The organism is Serratia myotis (assembly GCF_027474885.1).
In the GTDB taxonomy this organism is placed as follows: Bacteria; Pseudomonadota; Gammaproteobacteria; order Enterobacterales; family Enterobacteriaceae; genus Serratia; species Serratia proteamaculans.
This window is the reverse complement of record NZ_CP099707.1, coordinates 1,754,866-1,776,880: the sequence shown is the minus strand read 5'-3', so window position 1 is coordinate 1,776,880 and position 22,015 is coordinate 1,754,866. Positions and strand designations below refer to the sequence as shown.

Annotated in this window: 25 protein-coding genes and 1 pseudogene; 10 read left to right on the top strand and 16 right to left on the bottom strand. The window is 53.6% G+C overall.

Annotated elements, in window-relative coordinates; translation table 11 throughout:
* Positions 1–6: 6 nt before the first annotated feature.
* Positions 7–330: a heavy metal-binding domain-containing protein gene (locus NHG65_RS08355; protein ID WP_099061814.1), complete on the bottom strand. Its 324-nt coding sequence runs from the start codon at positions 328–330 to the stop codon at positions 7–9.
* Between the two features lie 161 nt (positions 331–491).
* Here NHG65_RS08355 and NHG65_RS08350 point away from each other — a divergent pair, with 161 nt between their 5' ends.
* The 7 genes and pseudogenes from NHG65_RS08350 to NHG65_RS08320 all read left to right on the top strand — a co-directional run.
* The gene (locus tag NHG65_RS08350; protein WP_112350289.1) at positions 492–1,040 is read left to right on the top strand and encodes a lipoprotein; all 549 of its coding nucleotides are present in this window, start codon (positions 492–494) and stop codon (positions 1,038–1,040) included.
* Between the two features lie 261 nt (positions 1,041–1,301).
* Entirely contained in the window at positions 1,302–2,030 is a 729-nt protein-coding gene (gene artP / locus NHG65_RS08345; RefSeq protein ID WP_099065094.1) for an arginine ABC transporter ATP-binding protein ArtP, read from the top strand.
* A 33-nt stretch (positions 2,031–2,063) separates the two neighbouring features.
* The gene (gene artJ / locus NHG65_RS08340) at positions 2,064–2,795 is read left to right on the top strand and encodes an arginine ABC transporter substrate-binding protein (RefSeq protein WP_499183154.1); all 732 of its coding nucleotides are present in this window, start codon (positions 2,064–2,066) and stop codon (positions 2,793–2,795) included.
* A 9-nt stretch (positions 2,796–2,804) separates the two neighbouring features.
* Entirely contained in the window at positions 2,805–3,521 is a 717-nt protein-coding gene (artQ, locus tag NHG65_RS08335; protein WP_099065096.1) for an arginine ABC transporter permease ArtQ, read from the top strand.
* The gene (gene artM, locus NHG65_RS08330; protein ID WP_085116031.1) at positions 3,521–4,189 is read left to right on the top strand and encodes an arginine ABC transporter permease ArtM; all 669 of its coding nucleotides are present in this window, start codon (positions 3,521–3,523) and stop codon (positions 4,187–4,189) included. The genes artQ and artM overlap by 1 nt, the downstream gene beginning before the upstream one ends.
* A 208-nt stretch (positions 4,190–4,397) precedes the next feature.
* Positions 4,398–5,132 (top strand): arginine ABC transporter substrate-binding protein, encoded by a 735-nt coding sequence (locus NHG65_RS08325; protein ID WP_099065097.1) that lies wholly within the window; start codon positions 4,398–4,400, stop codon positions 5,130–5,132.
* A gap of 24 nt (positions 5,133–5,156) precedes the next feature.
* Positions 5,157–5,429 (top strand): annotated as a pseudogene (locus NHG65_RS08320) (Fic family protein); the annotation flags it as partial.
* Here the strand turns inward: NHG65_RS08320 and NHG65_RS08315 are convergent.
* The 10 genes from NHG65_RS08315 to NHG65_RS08270 form a co-directional block, all read right to left on the bottom strand.
* The gene (locus NHG65_RS08315) at positions 5,426–5,593 is read right to left on the bottom strand and encodes a hypothetical protein (RefSeq protein ID WP_170925006.1); all 168 of its coding nucleotides are present in this window, start codon (positions 5,591–5,593) and stop codon (positions 5,426–5,428) included. The pseudogene NHG65_RS08320 and the gene NHG65_RS08315 overlap by 4 nt on opposite strands.
* Positions 5,594–5,636: 43 nt before the next feature.
* Positions 5,637–6,764 (bottom strand): 23S rRNA (uracil(747)-C(5))-methyltransferase RlmC, encoded by a 1,128-nt coding sequence (rlmC, locus tag NHG65_RS08310; RefSeq protein ID WP_499183153.1) that lies wholly within the window; start codon positions 6,762–6,764, stop codon positions 5,637–5,639.
* A gap of 68 nt (positions 6,765–6,832) precedes the next feature.
* On the bottom strand, positions 6,833–7,312 hold the full coding sequence (locus NHG65_RS08305) for a YbjO family protein (RefSeq protein ID WP_099065099.1): 480 nt from the start codon (positions 7,310–7,312) through the stop codon (positions 6,833–6,835).
* 228 nt (positions 7,313–7,540) lie between these two features.
* Entirely contained in the window at positions 7,541–8,386 is an 846-nt protein-coding gene (potI, locus tag NHG65_RS08300) for a putrescine ABC transporter permease PotI (RefSeq protein ID WP_099065100.1), read from the bottom strand.
* Positions 8,383–9,348 carry a putrescine ABC transporter permease PotH gene (gene potH, locus NHG65_RS08295; RefSeq protein ID WP_390899990.1) on the bottom strand — a complete coding sequence of 322 codons (966 nt, stop codon included), beginning with the start codon at positions 9,346–9,348 and terminating at the stop codon, positions 8,383–8,385. The genes potI and potH overlap by 4 nt, the downstream gene beginning before the upstream one ends.
* Before the next feature lie 25 nt (positions 9,349–9,373).
* A complete protein-coding gene (gene potG / locus NHG65_RS08290; RefSeq protein ID WP_099065101.1) occupies positions 9,374–10,507 on the bottom strand; it encodes a putrescine ABC transporter ATP-binding subunit PotG in 1,134 nt (377 codons plus the stop codon).
* Positions 10,508–10,635: 128 nt separating this feature from the next.
* Positions 10,636–11,745 (bottom strand): spermidine/putrescine ABC transporter substrate-binding protein PotF, encoded by a 1,110-nt coding sequence (potF, locus tag NHG65_RS08285; RefSeq protein WP_207980111.1) that lies wholly within the window; start codon positions 11,743–11,745, stop codon positions 10,636–10,638.
* A 408-nt stretch (positions 11,746–12,153) separates the two neighbouring features.
* A complete protein-coding gene (locus tag NHG65_RS08280) occupies positions 12,154–12,633 on the bottom strand; it encodes a type III secretion system chaperone family protein (RefSeq protein WP_499183152.1) in 480 nt (159 codons plus the stop codon).
* A gap of 161 nt (positions 12,634–12,794) precedes the next feature.
* Positions 12,795–13,697: a 30S ribosomal protein S6--L-glutamate ligase gene (gene rimK, locus NHG65_RS08275; protein ID WP_099065104.1), complete on the bottom strand. Its 903-nt coding sequence runs from the start codon at positions 13,695–13,697 to the stop codon at positions 12,795–12,797.
* Between the two features lie 57 nt (positions 13,698–13,754).
* Positions 13,755–14,069, bottom strand: a complete 315-nt coding sequence (locus tag NHG65_RS08270) for a YbjC family protein (protein ID WP_261252879.1) — start codon at positions 14,067–14,069, stop codon at positions 13,755–13,757.
* Positions 14,070–14,311: 242 nt separating this feature from the next.
* Here NHG65_RS08270 and NHG65_RS08265 point away from each other — a divergent pair, with 242 nt between their 5' ends.
* Positions 14,312–14,575, top strand: coding sequence for a GrxA family glutaredoxin (locus tag NHG65_RS08265; RefSeq protein WP_099065106.1), 264 nt, complete (start codon positions 14,312–14,314; stop codon positions 14,573–14,575).
* Positions 14,576–14,625: 50 nt separating this feature from the next.
* On the opposite strand, the gene NHG65_RS08260 is transcribed toward NHG65_RS08265, so the two are convergent.
* Positions 14,626–15,006: an inner membrane protein YbjM gene (locus NHG65_RS08260; protein ID WP_099065107.1), complete on the bottom strand. Its 381-nt coding sequence runs from the start codon at positions 15,004–15,006 to the stop codon at positions 14,626–14,628.
* Between the two features lie 313 nt (positions 15,007–15,319).
* On the opposite strand from NHG65_RS08260, the gene NHG65_RS08255 reads away from it, so the two are divergent.
* The gene (locus tag NHG65_RS08255; protein ID WP_085116017.1) at positions 15,320–17,008 is read left to right on the top strand and encodes an aspartate:alanine antiporter; all 1,689 of its coding nucleotides are present in this window, start codon (positions 15,320–15,322) and stop codon (positions 17,006–17,008) included.
* 203 nt (positions 17,009–17,211) lie between these two features.
* Here the strand turns inward: NHG65_RS08255 and NHG65_RS08250 are convergent, their stop codons facing one another.
* Positions 17,212–18,180: a threonine ammonia-lyase gene (locus NHG65_RS08250; protein WP_499183151.1), complete on the bottom strand. Its 969-nt coding sequence runs from the start codon at positions 18,178–18,180 to the stop codon at positions 17,212–17,214.
* 82 nt (positions 18,181–18,262) lie between these two features.
* Positions 18,263–19,198: a LysR family transcriptional regulator gene (locus NHG65_RS08245; protein ID WP_499183150.1), complete on the bottom strand. Its 936-nt coding sequence runs from the start codon at positions 19,196–19,198 to the stop codon at positions 18,263–18,265.
* A 100-nt stretch (positions 19,199–19,298) separates the two neighbouring features.
* Between NHG65_RS08245 and NHG65_RS08240 the strand changes: the two genes are divergently transcribed.
* Positions 19,299–20,318, top strand: coding sequence for a nuclear transport factor 2 family protein (locus NHG65_RS08240; protein ID WP_499183149.1), 1,020 nt, complete (start codon positions 19,299–19,301; stop codon positions 20,316–20,318).
* Positions 20,319–20,402: 84 nt separating this feature from the next.
* On the opposite strand, the gene eco is transcribed toward NHG65_RS08240, so the two are convergent.
* Positions 20,403–20,915, bottom strand: coding sequence for a serine protease inhibitor ecotin (gene eco, locus NHG65_RS08235; RefSeq protein ID WP_099064176.1), 513 nt, complete (start codon positions 20,913–20,915; stop codon positions 20,403–20,405).
* Positions 20,916–21,056: 141 nt separating this feature from the next.
* Positions 21,057–21,896 carry a 5'-methylthioadenosine/S-adenosylhomocysteine nucleosidase gene (locus tag NHG65_RS08230; RefSeq protein WP_207975648.1) on the bottom strand — a complete coding sequence of 280 codons (840 nt, stop codon included), beginning with the start codon at positions 21,894–21,896 and terminating at the stop codon, positions 21,057–21,059.
* Positions 21,897–22,015 lie beyond the last annotated feature (119 nt).

Here is a 22,015-nt window from a genome sequence, read left to right as displayed (position 1 = left end):
GAGGGATTAACGGCTGACTTTTACCGCGGTGCCGCTGACGGTCACCATCAGCATGCTGCTGTCTTTGCCCACGGTTTCGTAATCAATATCAATGCCGACCACCGCATTGGCCCCCAATTCTTGTGCCTGCTCTTCCAGTTCCTGGAAAGCGATCAGGCGTGCTTTGCGCAGCTCTTTCTCGTAAGCGCCGGAACGGCCACCCACGATGTCACGTACGCCGGCGAAGAAATCGCGAAAAATATTGGCGCCCAAAATGGCCTCGCCGGTGACAACGCCGCAGTACTCGGTAATGGTAAACCCTTCCAGGGTCGGGGTGGTTGAAAGCTGCATCAAAACTCCTTGCTTGATTGATTCATCTCATTTATCTGACCATTGATTTGCCATTATGTTCTGTTATGAAATGGCACGCAGTACGAATGCAAGGCCCGAAATCGCATTTATACTGTAGGCTAGTGGTCTTCATGGTAGAGACTTTCACATAAGGTAATGAGATGAAAACAAAAACGATTGCAGCAGTTTTTCCCTTAGCGCTGTTACTGAGTGCCTGCACCACCGTTGAACCGGCATTCAAGGATATCGGCACCCGTACCGGCGGTTGTGTGGAAGGTGGCCCGGATACGGTCGCACAGAAATTTTACGATCTGCGTCTGCAACAGGGTACCGGCACCACCCTGCCGGACAGCAACCGTCTGGCGCAACTGCAACCTTACCTGAGTAAAGTGCTGTACCAGGACCTGGTGACGGCCAACCAGAACCCGGGCAAGCATCAGATCACTGGCGATCTGTTCACCGGCAATGCTCAGGGGCCGACCAGCGCAACCGTCGCCAGCGCGTCGACCATTCCTAATACCGATGCCAAAAATATCCCGCTGCGCGTTCAGCTCAGCTACCAGAAAGACGGCGGCAGCGCGGTCAACTGGCAGGATGAAGTGTTGATGGTACGTGAGGGCACCTGTTGGGTGGTCGACGACATCCGCTATCTGAACGTGCCGCCACACGCCGCCAGCGGTACGCTGCGCCAGGTGTTGGAAAACCAGTAAGCCAACTCAACCACCGGTGCCCCACGGTGCCGGTGGTTAGAAAAATGCCCTGATTGCGCTCAACATTTGTTCACTTTAAGAAATTTCGCTACCTACCTCACAGCATGCACGACAAATCCCCCCTTCGAACCTGAGTCGCGGTATCTTGTGCTATCCTTTTACTATTCTGCCGCGCAGTAATAAATTTTAACGCACAAAGATTGCATAAGTATTCTGTGGAAGTTAACATTCGCGGCATCAATATCTATTCAATTTTGGCGCATGAGCATTCAACTTAACGGTATCAACTGCTATTACGGCGCACATCAGGCGCTGTTTGACATCACGCTGGATTGCCCAGCAGGGGAAACCTTAGTGCTGCTGGGTCCTAGCGGCGCGGGGAAAAGCTCATTGCTACGGGTGTTAAATCTGCTGGAAATGCCACGTTCAGGCCAATTGCAGATTGCCGGTAATCAATTCGACTTCAAACAGGCTCCGGGCGAAAAAGCCATTCGCGAGCTGCGTCAGAATGTCGGCATGGTCTTCCAGCAATACAACCTCTGGCCTCACCTCACAGTGGTGCAAAACCTGATCGAAGCACCGTGTCGCGTACTGGGCCTGACCAAGGCTCAGGCGATGGAGCGTGCCGACAAGCTGCTGAAGCGCCTGCGCCTGACCGACTTTGCCGATCGTTTCCCACTGCACCTTTCCGGTGGCCAGCAACAACGCGTGGCCATTGCCCGCGCGCTGATGATGGAACCGCAGGTGTTGCTGTTTGATGAACCGACCGCCGCGCTGGATCCTGAAATTACCGCCCAAATCGTCAGCATCATTCGCGAGTTGGCCGGCACCGGCATCACCCAGGTGATCGTGACCCACGAAGTGGAAGTGGCGCGCAAAACCGCCAGCCGCGTGGTGTACATGGAAAACGGCCACGTTGTGGAACAGGGCGATGCCAGTCACTTCAAGCATCCACAGACCACCGAGTTTGCCAATTACTTATCACACTAACAATTCTACTTGCTGTAATTTGGGGAGTTTGCGATGAAAAAACTAATAATCGCCGCCGTTCTGGCTGGCATCAGCGTTTCCGCCTCCGCAGCCGAAACTATCCGTTTCGCTACCGAAGCTTCTTATCCTCCATTTGAATTTATTGACGCCAGCAACAAGATCCAGGGCTTTGATGTCGATCTGGCCAACGCGCTGTGTAAAGAGATCCAGGCCGAGTGCACTTTCACCAATCAGGCCTTTGACAGCCTGATCCCAAGCCTGAAGTTCAAGCGTTTCGACGCGGTGATGGCCGGTATGGACATCACGCCTGAGCGTGAAAAACAGGTGCTGTTTACCAAGCCGTATTACGACAACTCCGCCCTGTTTGTTGCCCAGAAAGGCAAAGTGGCTGATGTCGCTGCGCTGAAAGGCAAGAAAGTGGGCGTGCAGAACGGCACCACCCATCAGAAATACCTGACCGACAAGCACCCGGAAATCACCACCGTGCCTTATGACAGCTATCAGAACGCCATTCTGGATCTGAAAAATGGCCGCGTTGATGCGGTGTTCGGTGACACTGCGGTGGTCAACGAATGGCTGAAACAAAATGCGGCACTGTCCGCCGTAGGCGATAAGGTGACCGATAAAGACTACTTCGGTACCGGGTTGGGCATTGCCGTTCGCCAGAAAAATACCGATCTGCAGGGCAAGTTCAACGCCGCTCTGGACAAGATCAAACAGGATGGGACTTACCAAACCATCTACAAAAAATGGTTCCAGCAGTAATCAACTCCGATGAATGAAATTCAACCTTTAGCAAGCGCCGCCGGGATGACCGTCGGCCTTGCCGTTTGCGCCCTTATCCTTGGGCTGATCCTGGCGATGCTGTTTGCCGTCTGGGAGTCATCGCGCTGGAAAGTGGTTAGCTGGCTCGGCACCGCCTGGGTCACCCTGCTGCGTGGCCTGCCGGAAATTCTGGTGGTGCTGTTCATCTATTTCGGCTCATCGCAGCTGTTGTTGATGCTGTCCGATGGCTTCACCCTGAACCTTGGCCTGTTCCAACTGCCGGTCCAACTGGCGATTGATAACTTCGAAGTCAGCCCGTTCCTGTGCGGCGTAATTGCCCTCGCCCTGCTCTATTCTGCCTATGCCTCGCAAACGCTGCGTGGCGCGCTGAAGGCCGTACCGCAGGGACAGTGGGAATCCGGTCAGGCGTTGGGGATGAGCACCACGGCGATTTTCTTTCGCCTGATCATGCCGCAGATGTGGCGTCATGCCCTACCCGGCCTGGGTAACCAGTGGCTGGTGTTGCTGAAGGATACCGCGCTGGTGTCACTGATCAGCGTTAACGATCTGATGCTGCAAACCAAAAGCATCGCTACCCGCACCCAGGAGCCTTTTACCTGGTACGTGATTGCGGCGGCGATTTATCTGGTGGTCACCCTGTTCAGCCAGTACATCATTAAACGCATCGAACTGCGCACCACGCGTTTTGAGCGGGGGCCATCCTGATGTTTGAGTTCTTGCCTGAAATTCTCAAAGGGCTGCACACCAGCCTGACGCTGACCATTACCGCCCTGATCGTGGCGCTGGTGCTGTCACTGGTGCTGACGGTGATCCTGACGCTGAAAACGCCGATCCTGACGCCGTTGGTGAAAATCTACATCACCCTGTTCACCGGTACGCCGCTGCTGGTGCAGATCTTCCTGATCTACTACGGCCCCGGCCAGTTCCCGGCGATCCGCGAATATCCGTGGCTGTGGGATTTGCTGTCGCAGCCGTGGCTGTGTGCAATGATCGCATTGGCGCTAAACAGTGCAGCCTACACCACCCAACTGTTCTACGGTGCCGTGCGGGCTATCCCGGCCGGTCAGTGGCAATCGTGCGAAGCGCTCGGCATGTCACGCGCACAGTCGTTGCGTATCCTGTTGCCGTTCGCCTTTAAGCGTGCGCTGTCGTCTTACTCCAACGAAGTGGTGCTGGTGTTCAAAAGTACCTCTCTGGCCTACACCATCACTCTGATGGAAGTGATGGGCTACAGCCAACTGATGTATGGCCGTACCTACGACGTGATGGTGTTTGGTGCCGCCGGGCTGGTGTATCTGTGCGTCAACGGCCTGCTGACGCTGCTGATGCGTCTGGTGGAACGCCGGGCACTGGCTTTCGAACGCCGCAACTGAGTGAGTTGACCCACGCTCTCAAAGCCCTGCCCTCGCGCGGGGCTTTTTTATACCCAATGCAAATTTTTAATCATTTATATTGCATATTAATTCATTAAATGGCAGGGTTAACACCGAGCAACAGCCGCCAAAACATCTGGGTTATTGTCAGTAAAATCAAGCGGTGACGAGATAAAAACACGCAGACTTGCAGACAGGAGTTTTAAGCATGAAAAAACTATTACTGGCCGCCACGGTATTAGCGGGCATCGCCTTCAACGCCAGCGCAGCCGAGACCATTCGCTTCGCCTCTTCCGCCACCTATCCGCCGTTCGAGTCGCTGGATGCCAATAACAAGATCGTGGGCTTCGATATCGATCTGGCCAACGCATTGTGCAAACAAATGAAGGCCGAATGCACCTTCACCAACCAGGCCTTCGACAGCCTGATAGCCGCGCTGAAATTCAAGAAATACGATGCCGTGATTTCCGGAATGGACATCACGCCCGAGCGCAGCAAGCAAGTTTCCTTCACCCAGCCCTATTACGCCAACTCGGCGATTGTGATTGCCGAGAAAGGTAAGTTCAGCTCGCTGGCGGATCTGAAAGGGAAAAAGATCGGCATGGAGAACGGCACCACTCACCAAAAATACATGCAGGACAAGCATCCGGAGATTAACACCGTTTCTTACGACAGCTATCAGAACGCCATTCTCGAACTGAAAAATGGCCGCATTGACGGGGTCTTCGGTGACACTGCCGTGGTGAATGAGTGGCTGAAGAACAACCCTCAGTTGGCCCCGGTCGGCGAGCATGTTACCGATGCACAATACTTCGGTACCGGACTGGGCATTGCGGTACGACCAGACAATCAGGCGCTGCTGACCAAGCTTAATAGCGCGCTGGACGCCATCAAGGCCGACGGCACCTACAAAGCCATTAACGACAAGTGGTTCCCACAGTAAGCGCTGTGCAGGGCGTGGGATGCCACGCCCTGCACTACCATGGATGAAACCCTGTTAATTGAAACCATCGCCATTACCCATATTGAGCTGATTCTGATCCATCCTTTTCGCGAGGGAAATGGTCGGCTGGCGCGTTTATTATCGGACGTGATGGCGGTTCAGGCGGGGTTTGAACCCCTGGATTATGGCAGTTGGGAAAACAACCGACCGCAGTATATCGCCGCTATTCATCATGGGATGTTGATGGATTATCGGCCGATGCAGGATTGGGTTAGACAGGCGCTGACAGGTGGCTAAAGAGCCAGGTGTAAATAAGCGTATTTTTCACGCTTTTCGGCCAATGTAGCCGCCAACTGGGCTGACGCCTGCCCGGTTTCAATGGCCGTGGAAGTGGCAACGGCACGCGCAATGCGCTCTGACGACAGTTTACCGGGTTGTCTCTGTGGCTTGTGCTGTTTCATGTTATCCCCTCGCTATTGGGCTCAGTATAACCTCAATCTACGATTACTGCCGAACCAGCAGCGTCAGCACTTCGTAATGGGCGGTGTGCGGGAACATATCAAACAGCTGCACGCGCTCGATGCGGTAATCCGGCAACATCTCAATGTCTTTCGCCATGCTCTCGGCGTTGCAACTCGAATACAGAATATAGCTTGGTGCCATCTGGTTCAGATAGTCGCACAGCGCCTTGCCAATACCGCGGCGCGGCGGATTGACCAGCACCAGTTGCGGCACGCTCCCTTCGGCCGTAGCGAACTGAGTAGAATCCAGCGCCTTAAAATCGACGTGTTGCAAACCCAGGGTTTCCGCCGACTGGCGCGCACAGGCAATCGCCTCGGCACTGATCTCAATGCCGGTCAGCCGTGTTTCCGGCTGGGCACAATGCAGGCCAAACCCACCCACACCGCAGAACAGGTCCCACATGCTGTCGATAGCCAGCGCCCGTACCCAGTCGCGAGCGGTGGAGTAAAGTTCGGCGGCCACCTGCGGATTGGTCTGAAAGAAGCTTTGCGGGCGGATGTACAGCGGCACCTGATTAAACCGCTCTTCCAGGGCCTGCTGCCCGGTCAGCGGGATCTCCCGTTCCCCTTCCATAATCGCCATATGCACCGGCTGAATATTAGCGGAGATCACCCTGAGCTGCGGCAACTGCTGTTGCAGCCACGGCAGCGCTGCGCGTAGTTGCGCAAGTTTGCTATCGGAACGCAGTACAAAACGCAGCATTACGCCACCGCTGTGGGTACTTTCAGTCAGCAGTAGGTACTTCAGTTCACCGCGTTTACGCGCCACGTTGTAGGGCGTCAGACCGGCGCGGGCGATAAAGCTTTTCAACACATCGAACATCGGCGCAAAACTGGCCGGATACAGCGGGCAGGCACTCAGATCCACCGGCGTACCGTCGCGATGCAGCATGCCAAGTAGCGGACGCTCTACGCTGCCGCTGACCACCATTTTGGCTTTATTGCGAAATGCGCTCTGCTCACCGGCGATCGGTTCCAGCCACTGTGCGACGTCACGGTCGGCCAGCAGTGATTGCAGATGATGCTGTTTGTCCGTCAGTTGCTGCGGGTAAGGCTTTTCCAGCCACTGACAGGAACGGCAGGTGCCCGCCGTATACAAAGCGCAATGCATGAAGATAACCCTGAGTTCGGGGTGAATAATTAAGGGCGCAGAGTTTATCACTCTACGCCGTTAAAATCTCAATTGCGCGCGGCGAAATAACGGCGGCTGGTGGCGGGAACAAACATTAACGCCAGAATGACGACGTCCGGGATTTTTTGCAGGATCAGCACGTGCAGAATTTGGCCGCTGGTTTCACCTTCGACAGTAAACACCTCCGGCAGAAAGCTGCCAATAGTCGCCAACAGCAGATAACCAACCACCAGACACTGGCAGGCCACATAGACCCAACGGCCCCAGTTGCGACCGCGCATCACCGCGAAACCGCAGCTAATTTGCAGGCACAGCAGTACCAGACCGGCCAAAAATATCAGGGTGGAATCCCAGGCCTGCGCACTGGTGCTGACAAACTCCTGAGCGCCATCGACGCCCAGCTCGCCCAACAGCAACAGCACGCTGATGCACTTGATCGCCACCATCGCCGTTCCGGCCACCATCACCGGCACTGGCGCATCTGAAGTCGTTCTCATTCCCTGCCTGCTATTCAGCATGTTTGACATGTCCATGTTCCGCAACGAAACGCCTCCTATACCCGTCATCTTTCAAGTTACAGCGTTGTTACCTGCGCTAGCTCACCCCAGTTACTTACTTAAGTAAGCGCCTGGGGATGAGCGAGCTGGCCGCCTAGCTGTAACTCGAAAGCTATAGGGTATATTCAAACGAGATATATAAAGTCAGGTAATCAATTGCAATACCAATAATTGCAAAAATAGCAGGTTTAATCAGACTCAGCTACGGGCAGCCTTTTGTAATTCGCGCGATCGCTGTTTTTCCGAGCGCGCCATAAACCACCATGCAATCAGGCCGATAACGCCGACCACCAGCAAGATCAAACTCGCCAGGGCGTTGATTTCCGGATTAACCCCCATGCGCACGCTGGAGAACACCAACATCGGCAAGGTGGTCGCCCCCGGTCCGGCGACAAAGCTGGCAATCACCAGATCGTCCAGCGACAAGGTAAACGCCAACATCCAGCCGGCGATCAGCGCCGGGGCAATCATCGGCAAAGTGATCACAAAGAACACTTTCAACGGCGTGGCGCCCAGATCCATCGCCGCCTCTTCGATCGAGCGATCCAACTCACGCAGACGCGAACTGATCACCACCGAAACATAGGCAGTACAGAAGGTGACGTGCGCCAGCCAGATGGTGAACATGCCGCGTTCCGACGGCCAGCCAAAGGTGTGCCCCATCGCCACAAACAGCAGCAGCAGCGACAGGCCGGTGATCACGTCCGGCATAACCAGTGGAGCGGTCAGCATAAAGGCAAAACCGGTTGACCCCCGGAAACGCCCAAAGCGCACCATCACCATCGCCGCAATCGCCCCCAACACCACCGCGGCAGTCGCTGAGGCGGCCGCAATGGTCAGGCTGAGCCCGACGGCACTGATCATCGCCGAATCATGGAACAGCGCGGTATACCAGCGCGTCGACCAACCGGCCCACACCGTCACCAGTTTGGAGCTGTTGAACGAGTAGATCACCAACATCAACATCGGTGCGTACAAGAAGGTGAAGCCTATCACCAGAATGGCGATACGCCACGGTGAGCGCACTACCGGCAAGTTGTTCATCCCCGCCCCCCCATTTCCTTATTCTGGTGCTTGTGGAACCAGAGAATCGGCACGATCAACAGCAGCAACATGACGGTAGCAACCGCCGAGGCCACCGGCCAGTCGCGGTTATTAAAGAACTCCTGCCACAGCACCCGCCCGATCATAATGCTGTCCGGCCCTCCCAGCAGTTCGGGGATCACGAACTCACCCACCGCCGGAATAAACACCAGCATCGAACCGGCAATAATGCCACCACGGGTCAATGGCATAATCACGCTGAAGAAGGTTTTCAACGGTTTGGCGCCCAGATCCAGCGAAGCCTCTACCAGCGAATAATCCAGCCGCGTCAGCGCGGTATAAATCGGCAGCACCATAAACGGCAGATAGGAATACACCACGCCGATATACACCGCCAGATTGGTGTGCAGGATCACCAACGGCTGATCGATTACCCCCAACCACAACAAGAAATTATTCAGAATACCGTTGTTTTTCAGGATGCCCATCCAGGCGTAGACGCGGATCAGGAACGAGGTCCACGACGGCAGGATCACCAGCAACAGCAAGATATTGCGGGTTGAGGATTTGCTGTGTGCCACAGCCCAGGCCAGCGGGTAGCCGATGATCAGGCAACACACCGTCGACACCGCCGCCACCTGCAGCGATTGCAGATAGGCGTCCAGATACAGCGGATCGTCAGTTAATTGCAGGTAGTTGGCGAAATTGAGCGCGATGTCCAGCTTGCCGTCTGCCCAACTCATCAGGTCGGTGTAAGGCGGTACGGCCAGCGCCAGTTCCGCCAGGCTGATCTTGAACACAATCAGGAACGGCAACAAGAACAGCAGCGTCAACCACAGCAACGGCATCGCAATCACCAGCTTGCGGCCATGGGCCATCTGCAGGCGTTGGAAAAAAGCTTTCAGCGGACCGGGTCCTTTGGCAGGAGGTTCCGGCGGCGTGCGTTCAGCAAGCATTGTCATAATGATTATTCCTCACCTTCTCAACTCACACCGTCAACACGACACAGCTGTCGGCTTCCCAGCTCAGGCGGACTTCATCGCCCCAGGTCGGCATCCCTTTGCGGAATCGGTGGCCGTTCTGCAATTGGGCGCTAATCATCTGACCGCTGTGCAACTTCACGTGGTAGATCGACAGATCGCCGAGGTAAGCGATATGCACCACCTCCCCGACCGCAAAGTTGCAGCCATCTTGCGGTACGTCTTCGCACAACATGATTTTTTCCGGCCGTAGCGCGACCTGGATCGGCACGCCATCCACGACCGAGGCATCGGAATCCACCTTGATCGCATGGCGCAGGCCGGGGCTTTGCAGGATCAATCCATCGTCATGACGCTCTTGCAGTACGCAGTCAAACACGTTGACCGAGCCGATAAATTCGGCGCTAAAGCGGCTGTTGGGATGCTCGTAGATCTCTTCTGGCTCGCCGATCTGCACAAATTTGCCACGGTTCATGATGGCGATACGCCCCGCCATGGTCATGGCTTCTTCCTGATCGTGGGTAACCATCACACAGGTCACACCGACCCGCTCAAGAATATCCGTCACTTCCAACTGCATGCGGTCACGCAGCTTTTTATCCAGGGCGCCCATCGGCTCATCCAACAGCAGCAGCTTTGGCCGTTTGGCCAGGCTGCGTGCCAGTGCCACCCGCTGGCGTTGACCACCAGACAGCTGATGCGGTTTACGTTTGGCAAACTCCTGCATGTGCACCAGCGACAGCATCTCCGCCACCCGAGCGGCGATTTCTGCGCGCGGCATTTTGTCCTGCTTCAGGCCAAAGGCGATGTTTTGCTCTACTGTCATGTGCGGGAACAGCGCGTAGGACTGGAACATCATGTTGATCGGCCGCTGGTAAGGCGGCACGTGCGACATATCCTGCCCATCGAGCACAATCTGCCCTTCCGTCGGCTGTTCAAAGCCGGCCAGCATGCGCAATAGCGTCGATTTTCCGCAGCCGGAGGGGCCCAGCAAGGCAAATATTTCGCCCTTATAGATGGTCAGGCTGACGTCTTCTACCGCGTTTTGGCCATCAAAGGTTTTGGTGAGGTTACGGATTTCCAGCAGAGGGGTGAAGACCTTCTGCGACTTGGCTTGAGGACGAGGGATAGCGTCGTTCAATCGGGGTGCTCTCCGGTGCAAACAGTACAAAAAACCACGGCGATTGCCATGGCCCAAAATGGCAACGCAGGCGGGGAGCACCCGCCTGCTGGTATGATACCGGGCTCAGCGTACTGAGCCCCTATCTATCATTTCCCGCTTTTAACTTTAGTCCAGGCGCGGGTAATCACACGGTCCAGCTTCGGCGATTGCACGTTCAGCGTAAACAGCTTGGCGCGCAGATCGGCCGGTGGGTACACGTTCGGGTTGTCGCGCACCTCGGCATTGACCAGCGGAGTGGAATCTTTCACCGCGTTGGCGTAGTACACATAGTTGCTGATCCCTGCCATCACGTCCGGTTTCATCAGGAAGTTCAGGAACTGGTAGGCAGCGTCCTTATTTTTGGCATCTGCCGGCATGGCGAACATGTCAAAGTAAGTCAGGGCCCCTTCTTTCGGGATCGCATAAGCGACGTTCACGCCGTTCTTCGCTTCTTTGGCACGGTTGGCCGCCTGCATCACGTCGCCAGACCAGCCGATCGCTACGCAGATGTCACCGTTCGCCAGATCGTTGATGTACTGGGAAGAGTGGAAGTAACGGATGTTCGGCCGCAGCTTGAGCAGCAGATCGTTGGCCGCACCGGTGTAATCCGCTGCGTTGGTGCTGTTGGGATCTTTGCCCAGATAGTGCAGCACGGTGGCATACACCTCACTTGGCGCATCCAGGAAGGAAACGCCACAGCTCTTCAGCTTCTCGAGGTTTTCCGGTTTGAGGATCAGATCCCAGCTGTCGACCGGGGCATCTTTGCCCAGCACCGCCTTCACTTTATCGACGTTATAGCCGATGCCGGTGGTCACCATCAGGTAAGGAATGCCGTACTTGTTGTCCTTGTCATTGTGAGCCACCAGTTGCAGCATCTCGGGATCAAGGTTTTTGTAGTTCGGCATTTTGCTCTTGTCGAGCGGCTCAAAAATACCGGCCTTCGACTGTCGCTCAAGGAAGTTGGATGAAGGTACTACCAGATCATAACCGGTGCTGCCCGCCATCAACTTGCCTTCCAACACTTCGTTGGAGTCAAAGACGTCGTACACCACTTTAATGCCGGTTTCTTTCTGGAATTTGGCTAAGGTATCCGGCGCAATATAGTCGGACCAGTTATAGACGTGCAGCGTTTTTTCCTCGGCTGACGCTGTGACGGACCCGGCCATCAGCAGGCCGGCAACAACACCCGATAACCACTTTTTACGTTGGGTGACCATCCGTAACTTCCTCCAAAACAGGGGTGAATCATAGAATTGAACTTGTATCGCGAAAGGATACAAAACCTTTCCTGATCGAGCGCAATCGTTGCAACCGCGGATTGAATGGCTATGCAATTGATTGCATACGCCTTTTTCAGTTGCTCAGCCCGCATGGTCACCAGGGGAATCGCAAGCCCTTAGCAGAATCAGCAGCATAACCGCTGTTGCCGGAACGCACCAGCCTCCGGGGTTAAAACCGGCTTTTATCGATTTTTTATGCAGTTTGTCTGTATGTGATACGGCATTAAGGGCATAAACGACGAAGAATATCTGGTAACAGAGGGTAAAACGCAGAATATATTATTGCGGAAGGGAATAACGGCAGCATGCCGCCAGAGCAGCGGCACACATAATGTACAGTGGGGATCAGTGCAGCATTGGCAGGCGGTCAGTCACAGCCGTGTTATCTTCTTCGTCACCCATAAACAGCAGATCGTTCGCCCGCGCCTCGAGGATCACCATCGAGATTTGCTCTTCGCCCTGCTGCATAAAGTGGGTGAACTGCTCCAGCGTGACGCCAACGGCGATGCTCAGCGACTGGCAGACGACCAGCTTCGGCAGGTTATCGTCCTGGATATCAACAAAGGCTTTGATGGTCAGCGAACTGGCGTTGATCTGGCTGAGATCGGCCACCAGCGGGATCAAGGCGGTCGGCTTCACCTCTGCCAGCGCAGAGAACAGCAGCACGTTGTCGACCAGATCGAGCTTGGCATCGAATACGCCGTCGAAATTTTGCATGTGCGGCAGGTGCAGCGCCTGACAGGAATCGCACTCAAAGAAAGAAATGCCCGATTGATCCAGCCAGCGTCGTAACAATGCCAAATCAGGGACAATGAGTGAATCCATAATACCAGCCTCACAATATTCAAAACGCGAAAAGGCGCATAGCTTACGGAATATTGCCCCGCTACGCCACGATCAATGCGGCTTAATTCGCTATTAAGGTAAATATGGTTGAGAAAAAGCCACAACTCCAGCCGCGGAAAGGCGAATTTTTTGCAAGCCACTTATCCGCCCGATTTCAACCTAAAACCTGGCCTGCCGCGCTGCTCAATATACTCGATCATCCTGCCGGCGATATCCAACCCGGTGGTGCTCTCCACCCCTTCCAGGCCCGGCGAAGCATTGACCTCCATCACCAGCGGACCACGCGCCGCACGCAAAATATCCACCCCGGCGACGTCCAGCCCCAGCGTAATGGCGGCCTTGACCGCAATCGCCCGCTCTTTGGCGGTGATGTTCACCTTGCGGGCGGTGCCGCCACGGTGCAGATTGGAACGAAACTCCCCGGGTTTGGCCTGGCGCTCAATCGCCGCCACCACTTTTCCGCCAACCACCAGACAGCGCACATCGCTGCCCTGTGCCTCGCGAATGTATTCTTGCACCAGAATATGGGCGTTAAGGCCGCGAAAGGCATCAATCACGCTTTCCGCCGCCTGACGCGTTTCCGCCAGCACCACGCCGATACCCTGGGTGCCCTCCACCAACTTGACCACCAGTGGCGCGCCGCCGACCAGTTCGATCAAATCCCCGGTGTCGTCCGGCGAATGGGCAAACCCGGTGATCGGCAGATCGATCCCCTGCCGCGCCAGCAACTGCAGCGAACGAAGTTTGTCGCGTGCACGGGTGATCGCTACCGACTCATTCAGCGGGTAGCTGCCCAGCAGTTCAAACTGGCGCAGCACCGCGGTGCCGTAAAAGGTGATGGCGGAGCCGATACGCGGGATCACCGCATCGTAACGCTCCAGTTGACGACCGCGATAATGGATAGTCGGTGCCGCCGGGTTGATGTTCATATAGCAGGAGAGCGGATCGATAACCTCAATGCTGTGGCCGCGCTGCTCCGCCGCCTCAACCAAACGCTTACATGAGTACAACGTTCCATCGCGCGAAAGAATGGCAATTTTCACTTGTCACCCCAAAAAGGCAAACACCTGCCTGGCAGGCCTGTCAGCGGCGGCCGTGACTCAGGCACGCGGCTCATTGTCGTTTTTATCGTCCGGCGTTATTTTCGCTGCAGGCTTGGGCCGATCGTTCTGCGGCGGCTGACCACCACGCATCAACGGGCCAAACCCCTGCACCACACGCCAAACCAGAAACGCCGCTGCCGGCACCATCAGCGCCACGCCGAGGAAAATCATCCCCACCGCCGCCTGCTGTGAAGCCAGCCACCCCGGCAATTGGACGTGGCTGTGAATGCTCAAATAGGCCAGCACCAACAACAGCATCCCCAGCCCTTCCAAAACCAGCACCGTACGCGGTAAGTCACCGAATGAACGCATATTTTTCTTCTCCAGAAGCTCTGCCTCCAGTGTAGTGAATTCCCATTGATGACGACAGCCCCGGCGGCTTAATCGGTTACATGAATCAGAGTAACAGGTAATTCCTGCTTTTTTTTCGCCGACCCAACGGGCATAGTAGTCGCCATCAATGCGGGTAATGCTCAAGCTTAAGTCTTTTTTGACTGACAGAATGTCATTGCAGTTGCGAGTAAATTATTGAATATCAATCTAAGGAGTGTTGCATGTTTGCAGTTATCTTCGGGCGCCCAGGCTGTCCTTATTGTGTCCGTGCGAAAGAGTTGGCGGAAAAACTGACTGAAGAACGTGACGATTTCAACTTCCGTTATGTTGATATCCACGCTGAAGGCATCACCAAGGCCGACCTGGAAAAAACCGTCGGCAAGCCGGTAGAAACCGTACCGCAGATTTTCCTCGATGAGAAACACATCGGCGGCTGCACCGATTTCGAAGCTTATGCCAAAGACAACCTGAACCTGTTCCAGTAAGTTTCAGGCAGAACGACAAAAAGGCGCTTAGAGCGCCTTTTTTATTGCCGTTAGCCACGATGACACTGGCGGTAGGCCTGCAACAGGCTACGCACAAACAGAGCCAGCAACGCACCGAACACGCACCAGAACACTGCGCTGGTCGCATAAGCCAGCTCCTGCCAGACCGAGGCAGACGGCGTTAGCCAGAAATGACGGATGACCAGACACAGCGGCAGTGCATACAACGCCCCCAACAGCGGGCAGAGAATACGTTTTTTGCTCGACAAGTAGCTCGCGACCACGCCGGGTAGCACAAACAGCAGCAGGCCGGTTTCACCCCGATGCTCATGATCCGTGCTGCCAAATGCCCCACTCTGCTGGCCGAGATACACCAGGCTGAACAGCAGAAAACAGCTTAAAATTCCCCACCAATACCGTTCACTCGCCATGCCCCCTCCCCTTTAACCTCGTTAACCACCGTAAAAATCAGCCGTGCCACAAAGCCGGTGACGCCTTGCCGTAAACCGACAATGCTGAACTGAACTTTTTCCTTGGCCTAAAGAGAGTTAAATGCTTTCGGCAGGGCATGGATCCAGCTTTATGCTGGCTGTCACGCGCCATAGCGACTAGAATAAACGCCGCCGATCGATGGTTCGAATCGCCTTTCGCTGGTTAGTTATTTATGACGTCGCTTTTTGACTGAATTTATATCTTATATTTATCTATATCAAGCACTTACTGGTAAACAATAAGTTATCCTACGTGAACATAAACGTCGCTAGTTTGTTAAACGGTAACTACATCCTGTTACTGTTCGTGGTACTCGCACTGGGGCTGTGCCTCGGTAAAGTCCGTCTGGGCTCCGTTCAACTCGGTAATTCCATTGGTGTTTTGGTGGTTTCGCTGCTGCTCGGCCAACAACACTTCGCCATTAACACCGAAGCGCTGAATCTCGGCTTTATGCTGTTTATTTTCTGTGTGGGTGTGGAAGCCGGACCTAACTTTTTCTCGATATTTTTCCGCGACGGCAAAAATTACCTGATGCTGGCGCTGGTGATGGTCGGTTCCGCAATGGTGATCGCCATCGGCCTCGGCAAACTGTTCCATTGGGATATCGGCCTGACCGCCGGCATGCTCGCCGGATCCATGACCTCGACCCCGGTATTGGTGGGCGCCGGCGATACGCTGCGTAATACCATCACCAATGGTCCCGCCCTGCTGGCGGCGCAGGATCATCTGAGCCTCGGCTACGCACTGACTTACCTGATTGGCCTGGTGAGCCTGATTTTCGGCGCGCGCTATCTGCCCAAGCTGCAACATCAAGACCTCTCCACCTCTGCCCAGCAAATTGCCCGTGAACGCGGCCTGGACACCGATAGCCAACGCAAGGTTTACCTGCCGGTCATCCGCGCTTACCGCGTTGGCCCGGAGTTGGTGGCCTGGGCCGATGGCAAAAATCTGCGTGAGCTGGGCATTTATCGTCAGACCGGCTGCTATATCGAACGTATCCGCCGCAACGGTATTTTGGCTAACCCGGACGGCGACGCCGTGCTGCAGGTGGGCGATGAGATTTCACTGGTTGGTTACCCGGATGCCCATGCACGACTGGACCCCAGCTTCCGTAATGGCAAAGAAGTGTTCGACCGTGATCTGCTGGACATGCGCATCGTCACCGAAGAGATCGTGGTCAAGAACAGCAATGCGGTAAACAAGCGCCTGAGCCAGTTGAAGCTGACCGATCATGGCTGCTTCCTCAACCGGGTGATCCGCAGTCAGATTGAAATGCCTATCGACGACAGTATCGTGCTCAACAAAGGTGACGTGCTGCAGGTCAGTGGCGACGCCCGACGGGTGAAAAGCGTGGCGGAGAAGATCGGCTTTATCTCAATCCACAGCCAGGTCACCGACCTGCTGGCCTTCTGCGCCTTCTTTATCATCGGGCTGCTGATTGGCCAGATCACCATTCAGTTCAGCAATTTCTCATTCGGCATCGGCAACGCCGCCGGTCTGCTGATGGCGGGCATCATGCTCGGCTTCCTGCGTGCCAACCACCCGACCTTCGGCTACATTCCGCAGGGCGCGCTGAACATGGTGAAAGAGTTCGGCCTGATGGTGTTTATGGCCGGTGTCGGTCTGAGCGCCGGTGCCGGTATCGGCAACAGCCTCGGTGCCGTTGGCGGCCAGATGCTAATCTCCGGGTTAATCGTCAGTCTGGTACCGGTGGTCATCTGCTTCCTGTTCGGCGCCTACGTGCTGCGTATGAACCGCGCCCTGCTGTTCGGTGCGATTATGGGGGCCCGCACCTGTGCACCCGCGATGGAAATTATCAGCGACACCGCGCGCAGCAACATCCCGGCGCTGGGCTATGCCGGGACCTACGCCATCGCTAACGTACTGTTAACCCTGGCGGGCTCGCTGATTGTGGTGTTATGGCCGGGGATCCTCGGCTAACCGATAAGCAAAGAAGATGAATCAGTGGCAAAAATAATTTGAAATTTTTATCCCCGGTGAGAACTTTCCTTTCAGGGGGTAGTCTTAATTAGTGCCACTGCTTTTCTTTGATGTCCCCATTTTGTGGAGCCCGTTAGTCCCGCCTTTTTAGGTTCAAGACTATCGGGTTTTTTATTGCCTGAATAAACTCCACAGGGGCTAAATCACAGGGTTTGCGAGTAGCCAACCCATTTAGACATGTCCTGATGGGAGATATTTCCACCGCACACTACAATCCCGATGACGGCTTCAGCGGGAAGTTTGGGAGCAATGGTCATAGCCGCAGGTATCAGCGTCCCGGACGCCAGTTCAACCCATTGTTTTGCCTCTTCGCCAAAGGCCACCATTCCCTCTATCGCGGCCTTATCCGATACCACAACCACTTCCTCGATATAAGCTTGAGCATGGGCCAGCATCACTTTATCAATGACAGGTACACCGAGAGTAGAAATAATTGAAGTGACCTCAATGTTCACCGGCTTGCCGGCGCGCAATGCCTGGTGCATCGAACTTGCCCCAGAGGTTTCAACCCCCCAAATTCTAATCTCTGTCTTTATGGCTTTTAGCGCGGTTGCCACACCGGCCAGCATACCGCCACCTCCCACCGCAACCAGGACGTCGGTAAGCTCCGGGCAGTCGGCAATGAACTCAAGCGCCAGGGTTCCGTGCCCTTCGGCGATCAGCGAGTCGTTGCAATCATCAATGACTACGTATCCCTGGTCAGCCAAAATTTTAGCCCGCTCAAACGCAGCGTGAACGTCAGATTCCACGATAACAGAGCTGCCCAGTTCACCCACCCGGTAGATGGCGGTTGCCGGAGCACTTTTCGGCATAATAATAGTGACATCAGCCCCAAAGATCTTCGCCGCCTCGGCTATCGCAATGCCAAAATTACCGCCACTCACCGCCACAAACCGCTTATCTTTAACATCATCCGCCAGGCTCAAAAACTTGTTAAGCACGCCCCGTGCTTTAAAAGAACCACCAAGCTGCGTGTTTTCAAGTTTCAGAAAAACCGGTCTCTGTAGTTTTTCGGTCAGTTTCGGCCCTGGAATAGTGGCGGTACGAATAACTTTACCGTTGAGCCGTTCTGCTGCTTCGGTAATGGCGCTAAATTCAATTAATTTTGTCATTTTTCCCAGTCAGGTAGGTTTAGTCACTAGAGGTATAATCAACTTAATGGCTTTTATCAGTAAAATCCAGACAGCTTTGTTATCAATTTTTCGAACCTTCGTCAGGATTTTCCCCTTCATATTTGGCACTCAACGCTTTCAACTTATTAACCAACCAGCGGCCCGCAGGGCCAGGTGGATTGGATGAGTTAACGGCCACGGACATCGGCATTAAGAAGAACATTTCTGACATATCTTTTATTTTAAGCGGGGTGAGTCTTTTATCTTCGATATCTTGCTTTACCATTTGGTATGGCATGCTTCCCCAGCCAAGTCCTGCCAATAAACACTCTCTTTTGACCGACAAATCCGTTAACTTCCACACCTTCGGCGATACGACGCCAAAATTAAGGTCTTTAGAAACATTAGTTTTATCAATTATTATGAGTTGAACATGTTTGCTGACCTCTTTTCTGGAGAGGTCTGAACTTTGTAGTGATAGCGGGTGGTCATGAGATGCGACAAAAACATGCGAGGTAGACAGCAGAAAATCACAGCTAATTGAAGGCGGCAGCTCTGGAAGAAAACCGATTATCGAGATCTGACAGGATTTATCCAATAAAGGCTGTACTGTGCCCCCCAGAGCATTAACAGTAATATTAACTGCGACGCTATCATAACTTTCATGTAACGCCTTAACTGCCGCAGTTAGCAAACCCATAGGGAACATAATGTCCACGACAAGGGACACCTCTGACTCCATCCCTTCCGATATTTTCCTGGCCGTAGTCTTAAAGTCATTAACTCTATTAATGACCTCCATTGCCTCTATAAATAAAATATTCCCTTCAGAGGTCAAAGTGGGGTAGCGCGACTCTCTTACAAAAAGCTTAACGCCCACCTGATGCTCTAGATTAGAAATAGTATGGCTTACCACAGATTGACTACGCCTTAATTTTCTCCCTGCGGCAGAGAAGCTGCCTTCCGTGGCCGCCGCTATAAAGGTCCGGAGTTGATCAAGACTAACAGTTTCCAACATGTATCCTCCTTTTAGATACATACTATCGAAAAAAACGGGGTACCGCATCGGGTAAAAACAAATTAGTATCGACTTACACGTCAGATAAAAAACGGAAATTATGTTTATAAACACCAGGAAGGTTATCGTTACAGCATCCCTATTGGCAGCATTATTCAGCATGAATGCTTTTTCTTCAGCTACTGCCAATGAATCTCTTGATCCCAGGCTAACGGACACCGCTAATATGTTAAAAAGCAACAGGGAATTAATTAACAAATTTTATGACGCCTTTAAGAGCGGGGATAAAGCCATTATATTGAGCTATATCACCGATGATTTTATCATGCATGTGCCAGGCAAAGGGTTAAACGCTGGAGAGTATTGGGGAAAAGAGGGGTTCAGCCAATTCCTTTCAAATATTGGAAACTACTCTGGTGGAGATTTTTCCTTATCGGTACCCAGCCTGGCGATTAATGAAGACACCATCTTCACTCGCGAAGACATCATCATGAATCGTAAAGAAAATCCAGGTGAAAAGTGGCTATTAAGATTCATTATGGAGTATCACATTAAAGATGGTTTGATTTCGGAAGCCTGGACAATACCTCAGGATCCCATTGCGTATGACGCTTTTTGGACGCCAAAATCCCAATACATTGAGACCAGATCAGCAGGTTTTAACCAGAAAAGCGTAGGGATTTCGGACAACGATCCTTTCACGCACTCGGTTGAGAGTCTGCAAGTAGTGGGGAAGTTTTATCATTATTTCTGGAAAGGCGATCTTAACGCCATGTCAAAACTTGTCGGTGATGAGTTTGAGTTTTATACCCCTGGCCGAAGCTCGCTGGCGGGAAGATATAAGGGATGGCATGGATATGAAACCTTCAGAGAGAAATTAATCGCCAATGTGGCTGGCGATAAATACAAACTGGAATGGGGTGGCTATGCCGCATCGAAAAACGATGTGTTCGTAAAAGAGTATATCCGAATGAATACCAGCTGGGACAAAGAGGTTAAATCAAGCTTTGTCATTCTTCACTTCACGATGAAAGAGGGGAAAATAGCTAAAATAGAAGACACTCCGGTGGATTCAATTAAGTACGATTCTTTATTCACAAAACCCGTGAGCGAAAAATAAAAATGCCGGCTGGCGATGTTATCGTCAGCCGGACAATTTGGCGGGTAATCACTTAGCCGTGCTAATGGTTAGCACGCATCAGCATTACTTCTGCTCTGCTTTACTCACGGTGTCTTCGGCTTTCCACACGCGGTATTTCACTTCCACGTCTTTCGGTGCATAGACGACGATTGGCAAGCGGCTGTTGTAACGTTGCATAGCAGCGTCACCCAGATTGGCGGCAATAAATTTCTGCGTTTTGGTGTTGTCTGGGCAAGCCATCATGGTGGAGGCCGGTTCAGACAGTTTTTCCAGCACCAGGTAGTTGTAACCCCAACCGGAAAGCGTTTTGCTTTCCAGCGTGCCACCGATCATGTGGCGGTTGCAGTCCACTTCCAGCGTTTTGCCGATCAGCAGTTCAACCTTGAAATTCTCTTCGTGTTCCTGCTTCGGCAGGTAGATCACCTGACGGTTCATGCCCTTTTCGGCTTTCGGGTAAGGGGCGACCTTTTCCAGCGGCTGTTTGCTGATATCAGTCTCTTCAGCAGAGGTGGCAGCAATGGCGCTGGCGGAAACGGCCATCAGCAGGCCGGAAAATACAACGGATACCTTGTTCATGTTTATATCCCTACAATTTATTAAATGCTCCGGGCATAAGCTAATACACTACCGATAGGCTAGCCAGCAGTTTAATCTTCTTTACAATTAGCAATGGCCAGCGGCAATAACCCACCACCGACCATTTATTAGGATAAATCATTAACGAGATGCGTTTTTGGCGATATAAGCCTTCACCACCTGATAGACATAATCCTGGCACGCCAGGCCCGTCTGCGGGTCATATTTACCCTGATTGGTAATATTGTTAGACAGTACGCGGATGCCAACAAAGGGGATGTTGAAGGCAGCAGCGATCTGCGCGGCGGAGGCCGTCTCCATCTCTTCAACCGAGGTATGATAGTTTTTGTGGAAATAACCAATGCGGTCCAGTTCACTGTTCCACACGTCGGCAGAGCCGATCACCCCTTCAACCACCTTGCCCTGGGTATAGCTGCCTTTAACCCCTTCCGCTATGGCCAGGAGGTTGGCATCCGCCGGGAATTGGCGAAGAGTGTGGGCATTCTTATCCTCACCGGCACTGCCTTTAGAAGCCAGTAAATCCATTGGTTGCCACTGACGTGAGTCACTGCCCTCCCCCAGTGCCTTCTTCGGCGTTTTAAAGGCACCCAGACTAACCGAATACTTACCCAGCACGATGTCGTACACCTTCAGTGCCGGATCGTGGCCACCGGCGGTACCCTGATTGATGATCGCCACCGGGTGGAAGTTAGTCGCAGCAATCGCCGTAGCGGCCGCCGCATTAGACATGCCTTTCAGGGTTTCTGACACCACCACCGGATAACCGTCCACCGTACCGCGCCAGAAACGCCAACCACCAATCTGCTCCTCACGCGGGTTGTCCAGGCGCTGGGCGAAACGTTCAGCCTCTACCGGCATCGCGCCCTGCACCACAATCGGCCCGGTGACCTGTGCCAACGCCAAAGGTGAAAAAACTGCACTACAGGCTGCCAACAGCGCCAAATTTAATTTTTTTGTCATCGCCACATCATCCCAATAAAAAGCAAACGATTACCTTAGCCGAAAGCCGATAATCCGCCTATCGCTTTCTCTACGTCAGCCAGCCGGAGGGTTAAGGTTTTCTTAAGGCAGAATTATTA